The organism is Paraburkholderia sp. FW306-02-B (genome assembly GCF_058782725.1).
On sequence record NZ_JBYSXZ010000002.1, the window covers coordinates 2,477,853 to 2,497,259 of the forward strand.

Here is a 19,407-nt window from a genome sequence, read left to right on the forward strand (position 1 = left end):
CATGAACGACCAGAACACATTGCTGCAGATTGACGGCGTCACCAAAATCTTCCCCGGTGTGCGGGCACTTGATAACGTCACGTTCTCAGTGCTCGCGGGAGAAGTCCACGGTCTCGTCGGCGAGAACGGCGCGGGTAAGTCCACTCTCATGGCTGTCGCGTCCGGCGCGCTCGTCCCCGAAAAGGGGCGCGTCGTTATCAATGGCGTAGAAATCAAGGGCGACACCGACGAGGCGCGGCGACTGGGGTTGGCGATCGTGCGACAGGAGCCGGCTCTCATGCCCGATCTGACCGTCGCAGAGAATCTTTACCTCGGCGTGCCTGCGGAGCAACGTCCGTCGCTTATGCGAACAAGCGAATGGGCACACCAACTCCTTCGGCAGTGGAGTGACGACGTCGCGATTGACGCGAGCGAGCGCGTTTTGAGCTTAAATCCTGAACAACGCTTCATTGTCGAGATCGTAAAAGCACTCGCCGCCAAACCTAAGGTTCTGGTCCTGGATGAACCGACAGAACATCTGCTGGCAGAGGACGTCGATCGTCTCTTTGAACGCATTTGTCAAGTCGCTGCGTCAGGCTGTTCAGTCGTCTATATCTCGCACCGCATTCGCGAAGTACAAAAAATTGCCAATCGTCTTACCGTGCTCCGCGATGGACAAGGGCAAGGGACCTACGACGCAGCTGGCCTCAGTGAGCAGCAGATTGTCGAACTCATCGTCGGCCGGGCGCTTGACCGGGAGTTTCCCGCTAAAGCTGGAAATGGCCGCGTCGGCACGGTCCTCAATGTGGTGTCGCTGCGCGGTGCAGGCTTCACCGATGTATCGCTTCAAGTCCGGAAGGGAGAGATCGTGGGCCTGGCTGGCATAGACGGCAATGGACAGCGCGAGTTCATGCGCGCCCTTGCCGGTCTGGCCCGAAGCCGTGGAAGTGTCAACGTAAACGGGAAACCGGCGAAACTTCAGAATTCCCAGGCTGCCGCCGCTTCAGGTATTCGCTGCCTCCCTGGCGACCGGCACAGGGAAGGCATCTTCGGTGAACTATCTGTGCGCGAGAACTTCTCGATCCGCAGTCTCCCGTTCGACTCCATCAAGGGCTGGGTCAGCCAGAGAAGTGAAGCAAAGCGCACCAGATTGGCAGTAGCAGGTTTCGCAGTCAAGACGCCGTCCGTTGAGACGCCAATCCGCTCTCTGTCGGGAGGCAATCAGCAAAAGCTGGTCCTGGCGAGTGTCCTCGCAAGCAAACCCGAGGTCCTCCTCGTCGACGAACCGACGCAAGGCGTCGACGTTGGCGCCCGGATGGAAATCTACAAAGTGCTTCGTCAGGCCGCTGCAACCGGCACCGCAGTCATCGTCGTCTCCTCGGACGCGATGGAAGTGGCAGGTTTGTGCGACCGCGTGTTGATTTTCTCTCGCGGACACATCGTAAAGGAACTGCGCGACGCGGCCGTCAGCGAGAACAACATCACGTCTGCGGTGCTTACCGCGACCACTGAGCGTGAGAGGGGTTCGGCAAGCATTGCGGGATTCTGGAAGTGGGCTTCCGGAGACTGGGCCCCTCTTGTCATGCTTGCACTGGCAGTCTGCGCTCTGGGTATCTATGCAGCGCATGTTAACGAAACCTATCTGTCCGCGCGAAACCTGAGCGGGATGTTGGCACTGGTGGCGACGCTGGCCATCGTCGCATACGGGCAGCAGGCGCTTATGCTAGTTGGAGGTATCGACCTGTCTGTCGGTCCTCTGATGGGCTTAATGGTCGTTATACAGTCCTTTTTCCTGAACGACGGAGCCACTTTGGGGCATCAGCTGTCGGGATGGGTCATTGTGTTTCTCGTCGCGATAGCAGTCGGGCTAGTGAACTGGGTACTGGTCGGTCCCTTCCGACTGCATCCCATGGTCGCAACGCTGGCGACTTACATGGCTTTGCAGGCGGTTTCCCTTCTGTTACGCCCCGTTCCGGGCGGGCTGATCGCCGATTCGATCGTCGAGACAATTGGTACGCAGGCGGGATTTATACCGATTATCGCGATCGTTGCGGTCATTTTCGCCATCACGCTTGAATTTGCCCTATTCAGGACCAGGCTCGGCCTCGCGTTTCGTGGCGTGGGCTCACGGCTCGAAGCGGCTCGTATGGCGGGCGTGCGCCCACCTCTAACGCTGCTCACCGCGTATGTGGGCTGCTCGCTCCTCGCTGGCATCGCCGCCGTGCCGATGATGGCGCAAGTAGGGTCCGGCGACCCGAGCGCAGGCATCAACTACACGCTGGCTAGCATCGCAGCCGTCGTCATCGGCGGGGCAAGCCTGTTTGGCGGACGCGGGTCCTTTGTCGGCTCCCTGCTTGGTGCTCTTCTCATCATCCAGGTCAATGTGGTCACGTCATTTCTGGACATTGGAGATTCGTGGCAGTCCTATCTGTTGGGCGGAATGATCCTGGCATCTGTCGCCCTTTATTCCAGGAGCAGAGAAATGGCGGTGGCGAAATGAGAAAGGTCACGAGCAATCAGGCAGACGTGGTTTCGGATCTCTTGCGGTCATTTTTCGCGAGGTCGAGGTCAGTTCGGGTTCCAGCATTCAGTGAGTTCTGGTGGATCGGGGTCGGATTGATACTTCTCTTCTCCGTAAGCTCAGTAGTCGCGCCAGGCACCATGACCCGCGGTTCGATTCTGGCCATGCTTCCGTTCGCGGGCATCCTCGCAATTGTCGCAACGGGACAGACCCTGGTCATCCAGCAGCGGGGACTCGACATGTCAGCAATTGGCATAGTCTCGCTTGCCGGCGTGGTGATGGCCCGCACCGGATTTGGTCTCGACTCCATCGTCCTCGCAGTGATCTTCACCGTGTGCGTGGGTGCGATTGTTGGAATCGTCAATGGAACATTGGTCTCGATGTTCGCAATTACACCATTGGTTGCAACGTTGGCAGTCAACGCGCTTCTCATTGGCGGCGTCCGTTCGTTGACCGGCAATGTTCCAGTCAACGTCCCGACCATCATGCAGACGATCTCGCACGCTCAGTTCATTGGTTTGCCCGCCAATGTCCTGTTCGCCTTCGCTTTCGTGATAACAGCGTGGTTCATCACCCGGAAAACCGCGATCGGACGCCGGTTTGTCGCCGTGGGTGTAAATCCGCGCGCGGCAGAAGCCGCTGGGGTGAGGGTCCTGCGGTACAGGATTGGTGCCTACGTCGCGTCTGCGGTGTGCTTCTCTGCCGCCGGAATGCTCCTCGCCGGATTCATTGGTAGCGCGTCGCAGACGTCGGGCGACGACTATCTGCTTCCGGCCATCGCGGCTGTCGTTGTCGGCGGTACGCCATTCACTGGAGGAAAAGGCAGCGTCATCGCTAGCGCGGTCGCGGCGCTGTTCATGGCGCAGCTCAGCCAACTTGTGCTGGCACTTGGTGCGGGGCCCGCAGTTCAGCTGCTAGTACAGGCGTGCGCGATTCTGCTCGCAACCACCGTTCGCCATCTGCCAACGGCGCTAAGAACGTTTCGCAAAAACTCGTAGTGGAGAGTAGTAGCCGGGCTTTGCGCCATTCTCTTCCGGACAAACCCGACTTGGCAAGCTGAATGCATAGACCCGCAAGAGGTCATAAGGAAACTTCTGGAGATTCTTTTTTATGGTAAGGATAACGAAATGAGAAAGATAATTTTATGTGCAGCGCTGATGACGTGCGGCGTCTGCAACACCTACGCGCAGAGCACTGTAACCCTGTACGGACGCGTCGTCTCGGGTCTCGATTTCGTCACGAACGTCGCGACGCCAAACGGCCAGTCAAAGAACAATTTCAGGTTCGGCAGCAACCAGTACGGATACAGCTGGTTTGGCCTGAAAGGCGATGAAGACCTCGGAGGAGGCGTGCACGCTGTCTTTAAACTAGAAAGCCTCTTCACTTCCGGAACGGGTCAGATTCCGCCTGACACGATTTTTACCCGCGATGCATACGTGGGTTTGTCCCATGACAAATATGGAAGTATCTGGTTCGGACGGGCTATGAGCCTCACCGATGAAACCGGTTGGTACATTGACCCGTTAGGGGAACAGGTGGGCATAGGCGTTGGCAACTTTGCCTTCGGGCGAGCGTGGGGTCCCCGATCGAACGTCGTCACTTACAATTCGCCTAATTGGGCTGGCTTCTCCTTCAGGGTGCAAGACGGTTTTGGCAACGAGGCAGGTAATTTCCGGGGCGGACGTCAGTTCAGTGTGAGCGCACAGTACACTCTCGCGAGTTTTGCTGCGTACGGAGTGTACGAAGAAATCCGCGACGTCAAAGGAAAGTTCTCCGACCTGTACGCCGCGTCGCGTGAATACATGGCAGGCGCCACCTACCAGTGGGATGCGCTGAAGTTCTACGCGGGCTATCAGCAACTTGTCTCGTCAGGACACGACACGGTTGCCACTGCTTTTAACCCCTATGGGGCGACGCGGAGCCAGCAAGAGTGGGTTGGTGCCTCTTATCAGGCAACTGCTGCCCTCGCCTTCCAGGCCGGCTGGTATCACGGTAACGTGAATCATGGCGGCGGCACCGGAAATCTTGCTGCCATCGGCACCACCTACAACCTGTCCAAACGGACCTTCCTCTACCTGACCCTCGGGGCGATGTTCAACGGCAAAAACGCAGTCTTCCCTGTTGAGACGGCCGATTCCCAACCGCTGCCGGGCCACAATCAGCAAGGCGGCTACTTCGGCATCATGCACACGTTCTAACCGACGTCTTGACGGAGTGCAGGCACTTTACTCCACGCGTCCTCGGGGCGGTGTCCCACCGCCTTACAGGACGCGTCCTTCGTTGAGCCAGCCTGCCGCCTGGTACCCCGTCGCGTCTCAGATGACGCTCTTCAGGCACTCTTCAGCGCGCCAGCCGTGCAGCCATTGCAGTGCGTCGTAGAACTGCTCCTGCGTGCGGCCGACCCAAAGGGAATTCCGAACCTGTCGCTCGACGCCCTTCGCGTGATAGATACGGCCCATCTCACGCGCCGAATACAGCACGCGCGCCGTGCGCGGAATACGCGCGGTCTCGTACAGCTTGAACGCGGCTTCGAAATCGCCATCCGTCGCAGCGACGGCGGCGCCAAGCGTGACGGCATCTTCGAGCGCCTGGCAGGCGCCTTGCGCCAGATATTGCGTCATCGGATGCGCGGCGTCACCGAGCACCGTCGCACGCCCATAGCTCCAGCGCTCGACGGGGTCCCGGTCCGCCGTGGCCCAGCGCTTCCATGAAGTCGGCCGGTCGAGCATCTGATGCGGCAACGGATGAATGCCTTCGAAGTAGGACAGCACTTCCTGCTTGCCGCCTTCGCGCACGCCCCATTCCTCCTTCTCGCGACTGTGGAACGTGACGACGAGGTTATATTGGCGGCCGCCGCGCAGCGGATAGTGCACGAGGTGGCAATGCGGACCGGCCCACACCACAGGCGCATTGATCTGCAAATCCTCCGGCATGTTTTCGACTTCAACAACGGCGCGATACACGACATGCCCTGTCACGCGATGCTCGTCGCCGATCAATGCCTTGCGTATCGCCGACTTCACGCCATCGCAGCCGATCACGGCATCCGCGTGGTAGCGCTCGCCGTTCTGATCGATGACAGTCACGCCGGCGGCATTCTGCTCGAGCTCGCAGACCTGCGTGTTGGTGCGGAACTGGATCAACGGATGATCCTTCACCGCTTCGAGAATCGACAGGTGAATGTCGGCACGATGAATCACCGCATACGGATTGCCAAAGCGCGCACGATACGGGGCGCCGACGTCGATCCGCACCACTTCCTTTGCGTCAATCGCATCCATCAATTTCAGGTAGTCCGTGAATACGGCGCGGTTGCGCGCTGCCTCACCGACGCCCAGCGCATCGAGTGCGTTAAACGCGTTGGCGGCCAACTGGATTCCTGCGCCGATTTCCCCGATCTCAGGGGCCTGCTCGAGCAGTTGCACGCGAATGCCTTGACGCGCGAGCGCCAGCGCGGTGGCCAAGCCACCAATGCCGCCGCCGATCACGAGCACGCGCCGGCCGTTGCTATTTGTCTCACTCATGGCTACTCCAATCAAGCGATGTAATCGGGCTGGCGCTGCGGCTGCGCGGCGTCGAATGCCGGGTGTTCCGATGCGTGTTCATATACGGCGAGACTGCGCGCATACGGACTCAGATCGCAGTCCATGCGCAGCGCGTTGGCGATCTGTGGCACCAGGCACACGTCGGCGAGCGTCGGCTGCGCGCCAAAGCACCACGGACCTGCGTTGCTGCGTTCGAGCAGGCGCTCGACGCCTGCCATGCCCTGCGCGATCCAGTGCCGATACCACGCGCTCTTCTGCTGGGGCGTGACCTTGAATTCCGTTTCCAGGTATCGCAACACCCGCAGGTTATTAACCGGATGGATGTCGCAAGAAATCAGCGAAGCGAACTCGAGCACGCGCGCACGCAGTACCGGTTCTAGCGGAATCAGGCGCGGCTCAGGGTACTTCTGGTCGAGGTAATCGATGATCGCGAGCGACTGGCCGAGTCTGAAATCGCCATCGATCAGCGCGGGCACCGACGCGGACGGGTTCACGTTCGCCACATAGTCCGCTGCGCGATGTTCGCCGACGCGGATGTTGACGGGCAGCGTCTCATACGCGAGTCCCTTGAGCGTGAGCGCAATGCGTACGCGATACGACGTCGAGCTGTTGAAGAAGCTATGGAGTTGCACGAGTAGACCTCCGATCAATGCAGGTTACGTATCTCAGGCCACACGCACCGTGACTTCCCCAAGACGCTCGACGCCGACCTTCATCGTGTCGCCCTTCTTCACCGCACCGACGCCTTCGGGCGTGCCCGTGAAAATCACGTCGCCCGGTTCGAGGCGGAAGAACTTCGACAGATACGCAACCGTCTCCGCGACCGACCAGATCAGATGCGATACGTCGCTCTTCTGTTTGGTCTCGCCATTGACGGTCAGCCACAGGCCGGCGTTCTCGACGTGACCGACCTCGCTTGCTGGATGAATCGGCCCGATCGGCGCCGATCGGTCAAACGCCTTGCCAATCTCCCACGGACGGCCCATCTCGCGCATCTTCATCTGCAGATCGCGGCGGGTCATGTCGAGGCCGACCGCGTAGCCCCATACGTGATCGAGCGCCCGTTCGACCGGGATATCCGAGCCGCTCTTGCCGATCACAGCAACGAGTTCGGCTTCGTAATGGTAGTTCTGCGTCTGCGACGGGTAAGCCAGTTCAAGCGTTTCACCGTAAGCGACGGGCACGACGGCATCGGCTGGCTTGCAGAAGAAGAACGGCGGCTCGCGATCGGGATCGAAGCCCATTTCGCGCGCATGCGCTGCATAGTTGCGGCCCACGCAATAGACGCGGCGCACAGCGAATTGAGCGTCGCTACTGGCGACGGGAACAGCGACGGGCGCTTCGGGCGGGAAAACAAAAGTCATGATGAGTTCGACTCGACAGATGAAGGATGGATCACGCGCCGCCAATGCGGCGCGTCGAAAGGAAAGGAATGCGTCTAGCTGCGCTCTTCGCGCAGCAGATTCAGCGCGGCGAGCACGGGACGATCCGAATAGCTGAACAGCACGCTCTCCGCCAACGCCGCCAGTTGCACGGGCGCCCACGACGGCGCGACGAACACGTCGTGCGGCTCGAACGTGAATTCGTCGTTGCCGATCTTGACCGTGCCCTTGCCTTCGACAACGCAGTACACGGTTGCATCGGTGCTGCGATACGTGCGGCCTTTGAAACCCGCGGGCAGGTATTGCATGAAGGTCGCAATGGTCGGCATCGGCCAGCCGCCCGTGGCCGGATTCACGTAGCGCAGCTTCACGCCGTCCCATTCGTCGAGTTCGCCGTTGCGGTACAGCGCGTCGAGCGCTTCGCGGCTGCGTTCGTACGGGTAGCTGAAAACCGGCGAAGTGGGATCTGACACGCGATGCCGCACGGGCACCATGTTGTGGCCGAAGCGCGCGAAGCTATCGCCCTCGGGACGCGACACCGGCTGCGTCATCTCGGGGTAGTTCTCGGCGAAACCGGCGTCCATCTGCGCGACGAGCGGAATATCGAGGCCATCGAGCCACACGACAGGCTCTCCGCCCTCTTTCACGGAAGGATTGCCGTGGTCGTGCCATGTCCACGACGGCGTGATGATGAAGTCGCCCGGATGCATCGTCGTGCGTTCGCCGTTGACGGCCGTCCACGCGCCCTTGCCTTCGACGATGAAGCGAAGCGCCGATTGCGTATGCCGGTGGCTGGGCGCGATCTCGCCAGGCAAGATCAACTGGAGTCCGGCGTACAGGTTCGGCGTCATGCTCGACTTGCCGGGCAGGCCTGGGTTTTCGAGCACCAGCACGCGGCGCACGGCTTCTTCCGCGCTGATTACGGAACCCGCCTGCATCACCAGGTCGCGCACCTGCGCGTACTTCCAGATGGCGGGCTGCGCTTTCGGTTGCGGCGCTTTCGGCACGAGGTTGTGCAGCGATTCCCAAAGTGGGGCCATACGCTGCTGGGCAATCTGCTCGTAATAGGCCGCGCGCGATCCGCCCGGATAGTTGCTCGTCATTCGCGTCTCCTTTGTGGTGTCTCGCGGTTCAAACGCGCTAGCTGGTCGCGTCGGCTGAATAGATCCCGCACAATGATTTATATGCGACAGCGCTATGCCCAGTAAAATGGTGAAATCATCTAATCCATACGGTTTCGGATATGCCTGCGGAGCGGGATTCGCGAAACTCGTGACTGAAGGTCTGCGCAATGGACTGGACTTATCGCCTGCGTCTGAGGCATCTGCAGGTACTGTTGAGCCTCGCGAGCACGGGCAACCTCAGCCAATCGGCAGCCGCGCTCAACACGACGCAGCCGGCGCTGTCGAAATGGCTGAAGGAACTTGAGGAAGACGTCGGCCTGCCCCTCTTCGAGAGGCATGCGCGCGGTCTGCGGCCCACGTCGTACGGAGAGGCGCTAATCGAGCACGCGCGCAGAATCGAAGCGCATCTCGACATTGCCCGTGATGACATGCAGGCGCTGCGCGCGGGCGGCAGCGGCCTCGTCAGTATTGGGACGTCGGGTGTATCGGCGGCGGACACGGTGCCGCTCGCCGTGTCGCGGCTTCTCGAACGCATGCCGCGCGCGCAGGTGCGGCTCGTCGAAAGTACGATGAATCAGCTTATGCCGCAGCTTGCGCGAGGGGAACTCGATATCGTCGTCGGCCGCTCGGGTCAGCAGTACGATGATCCACGGCTGCAGACCGAGACGCTCTATACGGAGCCGATCAACTTCGTCGCACGGCCTGATCATCCAATAACGGAAAAGGCAAAGCCCGGCTGGGACGATGTGCTCGCTTATTCGTGGATCGTCTGGCCGCAGGGCACGCCCGTGCGCAACGCGCTGGAGACAGCGCTCGCGGCAGCGGGACGCACGCTGCCCAATCACTGCGTCGAATCGAATTCGTCGATTCTCAATCTCACGCTGCTGAACAACACCGATCTGGTGGGCGTCGCCTCGCATCGGGCCGCGCTTCGCTTCGAGCAGTTGAACGCGCTTCGTATTCTGCCGGTTCAACTCGAAGGCTTCGGCTCAGTGTCGGTTTACTGGCACGCCGAGAACGTCAATCGCGCGGCGGTGGCCATGGCATTGGAAAGTCTGCGCGCTTTCGCGGACCCGCACATGAAAGAGTGGCACACCGCTTAAAGCCTCAACGCTACCGCCAGTTCAATCCACGACTGTGTCGTCTTGGGACTTCAGAGTGAGGTTTGTTTCGATCTGGTGCATCACTTTCCAAAAAATACGCATATCCCTCTGAGTGATCCCGTCGATTGACGCCGAAATCATGTCGGTGAGTTCGGGCAGCATTTCATCTACCAGCCGTTTGCCCTCAGCCTTCAGCGTGACAAAGTACTTTCGTCTGTCGTTTGGGTCCCGGGTTCGTTGTACGAGGCCACGCTTTTCGAGGTTATCCAACGCAGGTACCGCCGTGGTGGATGCAATGCCCACACGCTTGCTGAGCTCCAGCTGGTTCAGTTCACCGCGCTCTGCCAGTACACGAAGGTAATACCAGTACGCGATAGCGAGGTTCTCCCTGTCAAGAATCTTCTGCGCTTGTGCGTCGTAGAGCCTGTGCACCGTTCGCGCCATCCACGGCACAGTCCTGCCGCGATCATCAAATACGTCAGAAGATTCTTTCGTTCCCGGTCCCGGTCGTACAGCAACGTCCCTAGTTGCTTTGGCCGCAGTAGAGTTTGACTTGGGCATTCGTTCATTCCTTGACATAAGGGTGGCCAGTGGGACGCGGAGCCGATCGGCAAAAAATATGACGATCACATACATCTCGCCAGGGCATTCCCTGGGATTCTTGACTTTGTTCGTCCCGAACCACATCATTCGATATAAATCTATCTTGGATGGAATCATCTTTGTGCAAATGATCCGTCGCGAGGAAGATCATACAACAGGTACCGATGCATTCGTCTGAATCTGCGGAGCCTTTTATGGTGCGGTACCGCAAAACCGACGTGTAACGGGCGAGTGAGACCGGCGCATGCCAGCTCAGGAAGGATTCCCATGCAAAGACACATCCTCGTACTCATACTCTGGTTGATGCCGACCGCTCTACGGATGGCGGCACGCATGTTTCCTCCCGTGCGTGAACATCTTGGCGCGGGAAACTGGGTGATCCAGCTCCGGCTACGGGACAATAGCCTCGGGAGGCAGTTGCATTTCAGAAACGGCACAGTGTCGGCGCGCTGGGGCGTGACTCCTCGGCCCGACGCCGAGCTTGTCTTTATGGATGCGGCCACGGCACGCCAGATGCTGGCGCCCACGACCGATCATGCGTTCCTGATTGATGCGCTCAAGAACTTCAAGATCACGCAAGGCGGCAGTGATCAGGCGCTCGTCTGGTTCGGTCAACTGGTGAACACGATGAAGACGGCCTCCTGGCGCACGGGTACCCGGATGAAAGATGGGACCACCCGTTACGTCACGCTCACCAATGGAGGGCCGGTCTTTGTCTTCGTCAAGGACGACAAGATCATCCGGACAACGCCCATTGATCTGACGGCGGAGGATGGACCAAGCTGGACCATCACCGCACGGGGTCGCCAGTTTTCGCCTGCACGACGTGCAACCGTTAGCCCGCACGCGCTCTCACTCAAATCTCTCGTTTATTCCGACAAGCGGCTTCTTTATCCAATGAAGCGGGTCGATTTCGACCCGAAGGGTGAACGCAATCCTCAGAACCGGGGGATTTCCGGCTACGAGCGTATCCGCTGGGACGAAGCGCTCGACATTGTCGCAGGCGAAATCCGCCGTATGAAGCAGGAGCATGGTCCCGGTGCTATCGCGATGGCCACGGGTGCCCACCATCAGTGGGGAAACATCAACTACTACCTAAGCGCTATGCAACGCTTCGGTAACCTGATTGGATACACCCGCGTCGAAATGAGCCCGATTAGCTGGGAAGGCTGGTACTGGGGTGCCATGCATCACTACGGCAACAGTCTACGTCTGGGCACGCCCAGCTTTTACGGCACGACGGTGGACTGTCTTGAACACGCGGAGGTGATCGTCTTCTGGTCGAGCGATCCGGAGTCGACCAGTGGGGTGTACGCCGGGTTCGAGGGCACCGAGCGCCGCTTGTGGGCCAAGCAGCTCGGGATGCAGTTCGTTCACATCGACCCCTACCTGACGCAGTCCGCTCAGTTCCTCGGTGGAAAATGGCTACCGATCAGGCCCGGCACCGATTCGGCGCTGGCCATTGCCATCATGCATGAATGGATGATCAGCGGCAGCTACGATAAGGAATACATAGCATCGAAAACGACGGGTTTCGACGAATGGCGTGCTTATGTTCTCGGTGAAGAGGACGGCACGCCGAAGACGCCGGAGTGGCAAGAAGCTGAAACCGGTATTCCCGCGAAAGACGTCCGCAGTCTCGCGAAGTTATGGGCGTCAAGGAAGACGTACCTCGCTGCGGGAGGCCTCGGCGCAGGCTTTGGCGGAGCATGCCGCACCGAGACGGGGGCCCAATGGACGCGAAGCCTCGTCATGATGATGGCAATGCAGGGATGGGGGAAGCCGGGGATCAACTTTGGCAATCTTCAGATCGGCGCCCCCCAGGACCTGAACTTTTACTTTCCCGGCTACGCCGAGGGTGGAATCTCGGGCGACCTGAACTACACCGCGAGCGCGGCCAACAACTATTGCCGCATGCCTCACATCATCACGATCAATCCGGTGAAGCAGTCTATCCCTCGCCAACGGTTTGCCGAGGCGATCACGCAGGGAACGGCGGATGGCTACTTGTGGGACGGCTTCTCGATTGAAGGGCAATTCGGCCAATACTCCTATCCCAAGCCGGGCTATTCGCGGGTTCACATGCTATACCGCTACGGCTCGTCTTCGTTCGGCACGGTTCCGGGCTCGAACAGACTGATCGAAGCGTATCGTCATCCATCGCTCGAATTCGTCGTCAATCAGTCGGTATGGATGGAGAACGAAGCGCAGTTCGCAGACATCATCCTGCCAGCGTGCACCGCGCTCGAGCGTGACGATATTTCCGAGTGGGCAAACAGTGGCGGCTACATCCAGCATGCCCAGAGCCAGCTCAATCACCGCATGATGATCATGCAGCACAAATGCATCGAGCCTCTCGGCGAATCCAAGTCAGACTATCAAATTTTCCTGGAGATCCTGACAAGACTCGGCTACGGCGGCATGTACTCGGAAGGCGGTGGATCGGAACTGACCTGGTGCGAGCGGATATTCAACTCCACGGACCTACCCAGGCAGACCACCTGGAAGAAATTTCTGCAGAAGGGCTATCACGTCGTGCCGCCTCCCAAGGACGATGACAAGCAACCGGTGGACATGCGCTGGTTCGCAGAGGGCCGCACCAAAGACTTACCGGAAGCGAATCCCCTTCCTGGCGTGTATTCGACTGGATTCAGCCAGGGACTTCCAACGCAATCGGGCAAGTTCGAGTTTGTTCCGTCCAGCCTGCGCCGTATCGAGCAGATCGATCCCGCGCGGCCGGCAGTCAACCGATATGTCAACCGCCAGAGCGGTGTGAAGCAAAGGTTCCCGCTACAACTCGTGACCAATCACCCGGTCTACAGCTTCCATACCCAGGCTGATGGGAAGAATAGTCACATCAGCACGATCAATGAGCACCGGATGGACGTTGGAGGCTATCGATACTGGGTCCTGCGAATGGGTCCCAAAGATGCTTCGGCGCGTGGCCTGCGGTCAGGCGATCTGGTCCGGGTCTACAACACCCAGGCGTCGGTCATCTGCGCTATAGACGTTTCGCAACTCGTCAAGGAGGGCGTTGCACGCGGAAACGAGTCATGCGGCGAACTCGATCTGATCCCGACTTCGGTAGGTATCGTCGATCGCGGAGGTTGTCTCAACCTCCTGACTCCAGGGCAAAAGATGAGCCCGACCGCAGACGGGATTATTCCCAACAGTTGCTGGGTGGAGGTAGAGAAATGGGACGCAACAATGGAGAAAGCAGCATGACCGGCTGGGCACTGGTAGTGGACGTTTCCCTCTGCATCAATTGCAGAAACTGCGTGATCTCGACAAAAGACGAGTACACCGGCAACGCGTTCCCTGGCTATTCGGCACCGCACCCGCCAGAGGGCCTCGATACGATTCGTGTCGAACGCCACGTCCGGGGAGAGGGATCAATGGTGGACGTGACTTACATTCCGCAGATGTGCAATCACTGCGACAACGCTCCATGCGTTAAGGCAGCGGCCGATGGGGCAATCTATAAACGCCCGGACGGCGTCGTGGTGATTGACCCGGAGAAGTCTCGCGGCCGACGGGATCTGGTGACGGCGTGCCCCTACGGCATGATTGAATGGAACGAACAGGAACAGGTGCCGCAGAACTGGAACTTTGACGCGCACTTGCTTGACGCCGGATGGAAAGAACCGCGTTGCGCACAAGCCTGCCCGACAAAGGCGCTACGTGCGCTAAACATGCCAGACAGAGAACTGGAAGAAATGGTGAAGAAGGAACACCTGTCGGTCATTCACCCGGAGTTTGGTACAAGGCCCCGCGTCTTCTACCGCAATCTCGATGACGCTCTAAGCCATCTGGTAGCAGGCAACGTCTGCGAAGCCACGGGCGACGGTCATCTGCGAAACCTGGAGGGTGTTGAAGTTGTGCTGCACGACTCCGCCGGCGGGGACGAACGCACGACAACGACTGACCATTTCGGGGATTTCCGGTTTTCGGGTCTGACTGAGCAGACTTCGACAATCGAACTGCGGATCCGCAAGGACGGCCATGAAAAAATCATCGCAACAAGAGAGCGCACAGGGAGCGTCAACCTCGGCACGCTGTTGTGTTGATGTCTTATGTTTAACGCGGCCGCTGCTGCTGACGGTCCCATGCGAATCAGAGCCTCTGCCCGATTGACAGGCAGAGGCTCTCCTTCAGATTGCAAAGCTTTCGAGGCTTGCCGGATGGAATAGCTCACGCGGTTCAAGCCGGCGACTTGACAGCCCCTCTGCAAAATGGCGGGCGAGAAAACGGTCAATCGCATGCTCATTCGCCGAAAAGCCGTATGACCAGAAGTCCGTACCCATCAGTTTGCGAGCGGCACGTAGCTGGTCCTCAACGAACGGCAGGGTAACTTTGGTGGCCGCCGTATCGCTCAGCCGTGCCAACGCGAGGGCTTTAGACTTCTCAAATGCCTTCATTAATGCACCCGGCAGCCAGGGATGACTCTCTGCCAGCGTCTTCCTGACGCCAAGCGTGTGCATGATCGGAAACAGCTTCGTACGCGCGTACCAGTCTGCTGCGGCGTTGTGCGGATCGTCGAACAGATACTTGACCTGGGGATGCCCACGATCAAAACATGAAGGCGCTCGCGGTCCAATGACGGCATCGATTGCCCCGTCGGCCAGCAGGCTCGAGATCGTCCTGCCTTCGGGCGCGTTCTCCAGTTTGACGTCCGAAGGCAAGTTCAACGAGATTTTCTCCACCCTTGTCGGATCTTCGTATCCACCGCGCACCCAGGTCACGTCAGAAGGCTTTACACCGTAGTCCTCCTCGAGAAAAAGGCGTACCCAGACATTTGCCGTTAACTGATATTCCGGCACCCCGATGCGCTTGCCCTTCAGATCTTCCGGGCTGTTAATGCCCCTATCCGCGCGCACATAAATCGACGTGTGTCGAAAGGCTCTCGACGGAAAGACCGGCACCGCGATGTAGGGTGAGGTCCCCGCAGCAGTCTTCACCGAGTAGCTGCTAAGCGAGAGTTCGCAAATATCAAAGTCCGCGTGTCTGAAAGCGCGAAAGAAGATCTCCTCGGGATCCTGCAACATGAAGACCGGGTCCACACCCTCGATTTGAACCTCACCGTCGACCAACGGCCTGATCCGGTCGTAGTTGCCTACGGCGATGGACAACTGAAGCTTGCTCATTGTTCCTCCTATGTCGACCGGAGTTAGCGCTTTAGCGGTTACTCCGGTCCCATGCAGCAACATGGTTGCTGCGTGTTGCTGAAAAACGCATTGTTTGCCTGCGCCCACGCACGTTGCAGACGAACGGAAAACGCAGGTCCCGATCTGCAATCGCCACTATTGTTTTATATCGAATCATCGCCAATAGAACGATTTGCGTCAAGAAATTCCGAGAGGTTCTCCGGCGGGAAACGTATGCACCTGTAGCAAGAGGCGTCGACAAGATTTGCCAGGGGATACCCTGGAATTTCTTGACATTGTTCACCCCGAAACGCATTATTCGATATAAATCTATCCTTTTACGCATGATTCGATACAGAATTATTTAACTACAGCGCAATGCGCACTACGCTAGTGTGGTGCGACCGTCAGAGACTCTTTAAAACAGGACAAACACCATGGGCACCGCAACGACGGAGAACTGGGACCGCGAGGTCGACGTCATCATCATGGGTGCTGGCGCCGCTGGCATGACGGCTGCGATCGTGTCGAAGAACGAGGGGCTCGAGCCGCTCGTTCTTGAAAAGACCGATCAGGTCGGCGGAACGTCCGCGTGGTCGGTGGGCATGATGTGGTTCGTCGACAGCGCGCCAATGCAGGCCGCTGGCTTCAAAGATTCGTTTGATAAAGCGCGGCAATACTTTGCGCGGACTGTCGGTACGAGTGTCGACCGCTCTTTGCAGGAAGCCTACATCCAGGAAGGCCGAACTGCGCTCGACTACATGTTGCGCAACTCCGCGCTCGAGGTAGTGGCTGTCGACTACCCGGACTACCACCCCGAGTTGGAGGGAGGCATGTTCGGTCGCGCCCATGCCCCGGTAGAATTCGACGCTCGCGAGCTTGGTCAGCACTTCAGGAATTTACGCGCTCCGCTACCGGCGTTCGCACCGTTCGGTGGGATGATGCTTGACCTTGTTGACTTGCTCCACTTCCTTTCCTTCACGAAGTCAGCTCGGTCGTTCTTCCACGTGCTAAAGCGCTTTTTCCGCTATGGCGTGGATCGGCTGAGCTATCACCGCGGCACCCGGCTCGTTGGCGGAAATGCTCTCATCGCTCGCCTGTACAAGACGATACTGGCTCGGCAGATCGAAATCTGGCTGCGCTCGTCCGCCACCAGGCTGATCATTGATGACGGTACCGTCATCGGCACAGAAGTGGTTCGGGACGGCCGCACACTTCGAATCCGCGCTCGCCGGGGCGTGGTCATTGCGACCGGGGGGTATCCGGGCAGCCAGGAAATGCGCCAGGAACACTCACGCAAGCCCACAGTCGAGCTGGGACTCGGACTGCCTAGCAACGTTGGCGAGGGTATTCGTCTGGGTCTGTCGGCCGGGGGGCGGCTCGACCACAACTCCGAGGACACGGGTTTCTATGTGCCAATGTCCGTGTTGTCGAACGAGACGGGCGATAAGACGTTGTGGGGGCACTTCATGCTTGACCGTCCCAAGCCCGGGTTCATTGCAGTGGGCAAGGACGGGAACCGCTTCACCAACGAGGCGGCGTCGTACCACGCTTTCACTCTCGGGATGTTCGATGCCGGCGCTATCCCGGCATATCTTATTGCCGACGCGGCGGCAGTAAAAAAGTACGGTATTGGCGTCATCCTTCCCGGCAGTTTGTCGCTGCGGCGCTATGAGAAGGCGGGATACCTCTTCAGCGGCCGGACGCTGGCTGAACTTGCTGGCAAGATCGGCGTCGACCGCAGCGGGCTGGAACGCAGCGTCGCGCGCAACAACCAGTTTGCAGCCACCGGCGTGGATGCAGATTTCGGCAAGGGATCATCCGCCTACAACATTTACAAGGGTGACCCGACACACTCACCCAACCCCTGCCTTGGGCCCATTGAGCGAGGCTCCTTTTACGCTGTCAAGCTGATGCCCGGGGACTTCGGTACAAGCCGTGGTCTCGTGACCGGAAGTCACGGCGAAGTTCTTGATCACGACAACCGTCCAATTCCCGGACTGTACGCTTGCGGCAACGATATGAACTCGCCGGTGGGCGGACACTACATTGGTGCCGGGATTACACTCGGGCCCGCACTGACGTTCGGATATCTGGCCGCCATGTCCATTGCTGGAAGTGGGCAGGAGAAGGTCGGCAACAAAGCAAACGCCCCTTCCTCTTCCACCTCTAAAGTTCGCATTGTTTAATCGCCAAATGCCCGCTGCGTAACAGCAGTTCAAGAAAAACATTTACATAGATCAAAAATCGAAATCTCGATAATTTCTGGTAAATCACCAAAATCCGACTTTAGAAAATCTAAACACGAAGCTCAAATCAAATCGTTTGTGCGCCAAGGCCGCCGACGCTACTCTGCCCTGCAATGATCTCCGGCAAACATCACGCTTTGAAGCTGATTTTCCGGCCGCTTCATTTCATGCATTCGACAGAGGAAATTCAGAATGAGTTTGGCGCACATCGAATCCCGACCAAGCAGGATATCCGAAGTTCAGCTCGGGGAATCCGATATTTCGATCGAGCAATTCATTGCCGTAGCCAGACATGGCGCGCAGATAAGGTTTTCGCCCGTCTATCGCGAGCGCGTATTGAATTCGCGCCGCCTGGTCGACCTTTTTCTGAGCCAGAACCGGCTTGTCTATGGCGTGACGTCTGGCTTTGGCGCAAATTCGACACGCGTCATCAGCCCGCACGACGCCGAGCAGCTTCAGCGAAATATCGTGCGCTCCCATGCCGTCTCGGTCGGCGAGCCGCTGCCTCGCGAAGTTGTCCGAGCCACGCTTCTGATGATGCTGAACAGCCTCGGCAAGGGTTATTCCGGCGTCAGCCTCGAATTGCTGCAGCAAATCGCCGGACTACTGAACAACGACATCACGCCGTTCGCGCCGGGCGACGGATCGGTCGGTTATCTTGCGCCCGAGGCACATATGGCGCTCGTGCTGATCGGTGAAGGAGAGGCTTTTTGCCGCGGTGAACGCATGAGTGGCGCCGAAGCATTGGAGCGAGCGGGGCTGCAGCCGCACTCGCTGCGCTGCAAGGAGGGGCTTGCGCTCACCAACGGCACCACGTCAGTGACCGCGATCGGAATGCTGGCGCTTTACAACGCGACCGAGCTTTCGAAGGTTGCCGACATTGCCGCGTCGATGTCCCTGCAGCCGCTCAAGGCAACCACGCGCTCGCTGGATGCCCGGTATCACTCCGTCAAGAAACATGTCGACCAGAGGAACACCGCCGACAACATCCGGCGGCTGCTGGCCGGAAGTGCGCTATGCGATCGCTTTGCCGACTACAGACTCCAGGACACCTACAGCCTTCGCGGCATTGCTCAGGTACATGGGGCGTCCAAGCGGGCGATCAATGACGCGTACGGCGCGATTCTCGACGAAGCGGGGTCGAGCGGCGACAATCCCGTCATCCATCCCGACGGAGAGGACGGTACCGCGATATCCGGCGCCAACTTCGACGGTACGTTCGTCGGCATCGCATGCGATCTCCTCTGCATCGCCATGACCACGCTCGCGAAGATCTCGGAGCGCCGGACGGACCGGCTCGTCAACCCGTACTTCAGCGAACTGCCCGCGTTCCTCGCGAAGGATCCGGGGCTGAACAGCGGTTACATGATCATTCAGTACACGGCGGCCGGATTGCTGGGCGAGATGCGCACCCTCGCTCAACCAGCAAGCGTCGACAGCGTGCCGACGTGCGGCAACCAGGAAGACCCCGTGAGCTTCGCCTATCACGCGGCACGAAAAGCCTACGCAACTTCGCAGAAGTTGCAGCACGTGCTGGCGATCGAGCTGCTCACCGCCGCCCAGGCGCTGGACTTCTTCGATCCAGCCGACGCATCACCCGCAACCGCGGCGGTGTATGCGCGAATTCGACAGGTCGCCCCGGCTGCAGAAGGCGATCGGTTTTTCTATCCGGACATGATGGGAGTCCACCGGCTCGTCGAACAGGGCGACTTGCTGAGCATCGTGGAAAACATCGCCGGCACGTTGCACAGCTGAAG

At 59.1% G+C, this 19,407-nt stretch carries 14 protein-coding genes; 8 read left to right on the forward strand and 6 right to left on the reverse strand.

The features are described from left to right. The first annotated feature begins 1 nt into the window (after position 1). The 3 genes from AC3WOG_RS32460 to AC3WOG_RS32470 all read left to right on the forward strand — a co-directional run bounded on the left by AC3WOG_RS32460 (position 2) and on the right by AC3WOG_RS32470 (position 4,698). A complete protein-coding gene (locus AC3WOG_RS32460) occupies positions 2-2,479 on the forward strand; it encodes an ATP-binding cassette domain-containing protein (protein WP_492581838.1) in 2,478 nt (825 codons plus the stop codon). A gap of 161 nt (positions 2,480-2,640) precedes the next feature. Beyond that, a complete protein-coding gene (locus tag AC3WOG_RS32465; protein WP_492581839.1) occupies positions 2,641-3,498 on the forward strand; it encodes an ABC transporter permease in 858 nt (285 codons plus the stop codon). Between the two features lie 129 nt (positions 3,499-3,627). Continuing rightward, the gene (locus AC3WOG_RS32470) at positions 3,628-4,698 is read left to right on the forward strand and encodes a porin (RefSeq protein ID WP_492581840.1); all 1,071 of its coding nucleotides are present in this window, start codon (positions 3,628-3,630) and stop codon (positions 4,696-4,698) included. A 117-nt stretch (positions 4,699-4,815) separates the two neighbouring features. Here AC3WOG_RS32470 and AC3WOG_RS32475 read toward each other — a convergent pair whose 3' ends face one another. From AC3WOG_RS32475 to gtdA, 4 genes are all read right to left on the reverse strand, one after another. Further along, positions 4,816-6,024: a 3-hydroxybenzoate 6-monooxygenase gene (locus tag AC3WOG_RS32475; RefSeq protein ID WP_492581841.1), complete on the reverse strand. Its 1,209-nt coding sequence runs from the start codon at positions 6,022-6,024 to the stop codon at positions 4,816-4,818. Positions 6,025-6,035: 11 nt separating this feature from the next. Then, positions 6,036-6,677, reverse strand: coding sequence for a maleylacetoacetate isomerase (maiA, locus tag AC3WOG_RS32480; protein WP_492581842.1), 642 nt, complete (start codon positions 6,675-6,677; stop codon positions 6,036-6,038). A 33-nt stretch (positions 6,678-6,710) separates the two neighbouring features. Beyond that, a complete protein-coding gene (locus tag AC3WOG_RS32485) occupies positions 6,711-7,409 on the reverse strand; it encodes a fumarylacetoacetate hydrolase family protein (RefSeq protein ID WP_492581843.1) in 699 nt (232 codons plus the stop codon). A gap of 74 nt (positions 7,410-7,483) precedes the next feature. After that, entirely contained in the window at positions 7,484-8,530 is a 1,047-nt protein-coding gene (gene gtdA, locus AC3WOG_RS32490; protein WP_492581844.1) for a gentisate 1,2-dioxygenase, read from the reverse strand. Positions 8,531-8,718: 188 nt separating this feature from the next. Here gtdA and AC3WOG_RS32495 point away from each other — a divergent pair, with 188 nt between their 5' ends. Further along, on the forward strand, positions 8,719-9,654 hold the full coding sequence (locus AC3WOG_RS32495; protein WP_492581845.1) for a LysR substrate-binding domain-containing protein: 936 nt from the start codon (positions 8,719-8,721) through the stop codon (positions 9,652-9,654). Positions 9,655-9,675: 21 nt separating this feature from the next. Here AC3WOG_RS32495 and AC3WOG_RS32500 read toward each other — a convergent pair whose 3' ends face one another. Next, entirely contained in the window at positions 9,676-10,215 is a 540-nt protein-coding gene (locus AC3WOG_RS32500; protein ID WP_492581846.1) for a MarR family winged helix-turn-helix transcriptional regulator, read from the reverse strand. 309 nt (positions 10,216-10,524) lie between these two features. On the opposite strand from AC3WOG_RS32500, the gene AC3WOG_RS32505 reads away from it, so the two are divergent. After that, positions 10,525-13,482: a molybdopterin-dependent oxidoreductase gene (locus AC3WOG_RS32505; RefSeq protein WP_492581847.1), complete on the forward strand. Its 2,958-nt coding sequence runs from the start codon at positions 10,525-10,527 to the stop codon at positions 13,480-13,482. Next, on the forward strand, positions 13,479-14,324 hold the full coding sequence (locus tag AC3WOG_RS32510) for a 4Fe-4S dicluster domain-containing protein (RefSeq protein WP_492581848.1): 846 nt from the start codon (positions 13,479-13,481) through the stop codon (positions 14,322-14,324). The genes AC3WOG_RS32505 and AC3WOG_RS32510 overlap by 4 nt, the downstream gene beginning before the upstream one ends. A gap of 84 nt (positions 14,325-14,408) precedes the next feature. Here AC3WOG_RS32510 and AC3WOG_RS32515 read toward each other — a convergent pair whose 3' ends face one another. Continuing rightward, on the reverse strand, positions 14,409-15,401 hold the full coding sequence (locus AC3WOG_RS32515) for an ABC transporter substrate-binding protein (protein WP_492581849.1): 993 nt from the start codon (positions 15,399-15,401) through the stop codon (positions 14,409-14,411). A gap of 437 nt (positions 15,402-15,838) precedes the next feature. Between AC3WOG_RS32515 and AC3WOG_RS32520 the strand changes: the two genes are divergently transcribed. After that, positions 15,839-17,590, forward strand: coding sequence for an FAD-binding protein (locus AC3WOG_RS32520; protein ID WP_492581850.1), 1,752 nt, complete (start codon positions 15,839-15,841; stop codon positions 17,588-17,590). Between the two features lie 252 nt (positions 17,591-17,842). Continuing rightward, positions 17,843-19,405 carry a histidine ammonia-lyase gene (gene hutH / locus AC3WOG_RS32525; protein ID WP_492581851.1) on the forward strand — a complete coding sequence of 521 codons (1,563 nt, stop codon included), beginning with the start codon at positions 17,843-17,845 and terminating at the stop codon, positions 19,403-19,405. Positions 19,406-19,407: the final 2 nt, after the last annotated feature.

What these genes read in the sequence shown, in the direction of transcription:
- AC3WOG_RS32460 (WP_492581838.1), top strand. Translation starts at nt 2, where the DNA reads ATGAACGACCAGAACACATTGCTGCAGATTGACGGCGTCACCAAAATC.
- AC3WOG_RS32465 (WP_492581839.1), top strand. Translation starts at nt 2,641, where the DNA reads ATGACCCGCGGTTCGATTCTGGCCATGCTTCCGTTCGCGGGCATCCTC.
- AC3WOG_RS32470 (WP_492581840.1), top strand. Translation starts at nt 3,628, where the DNA reads ATGAGAAAGATAATTTTATGTGCAGCGCTGATGACGTGCGGCGTCTGC.
- AC3WOG_RS32475 (WP_492581841.1), bottom strand. Translation starts at nt 6,024, where the DNA reads ATGAGTGAGACAAATAGCAACGGCCGGCGCGTGCTCGTGATCGGCGGC.
- AC3WOG_RS32485 (WP_492581843.1), bottom strand. Translation starts at nt 7,409, where the DNA reads ATGACTTTTGTTTTCCCGCCCGAAGCGCCCGTCGCTGTTCCCGTCGCC.
- gtdA (WP_492581844.1), bottom strand. Translation starts at nt 8,530, where the DNA reads ATGACGAGCAACTATCCGGGCGGATCGCGCGCGGCCTATTACGAGCAG.
- AC3WOG_RS32495 (WP_492581845.1), top strand. Translation starts at nt 8,719, where the DNA reads ATGGACTGGACTTATCGCCTGCGTCTGAGGCATCTGCAGGTACTGTTG.
- AC3WOG_RS32500 (WP_492581846.1), bottom strand. Translation starts at nt 10,215, where the DNA reads ATGCCCAAGTCAAACTCTACTGCGGCCAAAGCAACTAGGGACGTTGCT.
- AC3WOG_RS32505 (WP_492581847.1), top strand. Translation starts at nt 10,525, where the DNA reads ATGCAAAGACACATCCTCGTACTCATACTCTGGTTGATGCCGACCGCT.
- AC3WOG_RS32510 (WP_492581848.1), top strand. Translation starts at nt 13,479, where the DNA reads ATGACCGGCTGGGCACTGGTAGTGGACGTTTCCCTCTGCATCAATTGC.
- AC3WOG_RS32515 (WP_492581849.1), bottom strand. Translation starts at nt 15,401, where the DNA reads ATGAGCAAGCTTCAGTTGTCCATCGCCGTAGGCAACTACGACCGGATC.
- AC3WOG_RS32520 (WP_492581850.1), top strand. Translation starts at nt 15,839, where the DNA reads ATGGGCACCGCAACGACGGAGAACTGGGACCGCGAGGTCGACGTCATC.
- hutH (WP_492581851.1), top strand. Translation starts at nt 17,843, where the DNA reads ATGAGTTTGGCGCACATCGAATCCCGACCAAGCAGGATATCCGAAGTT.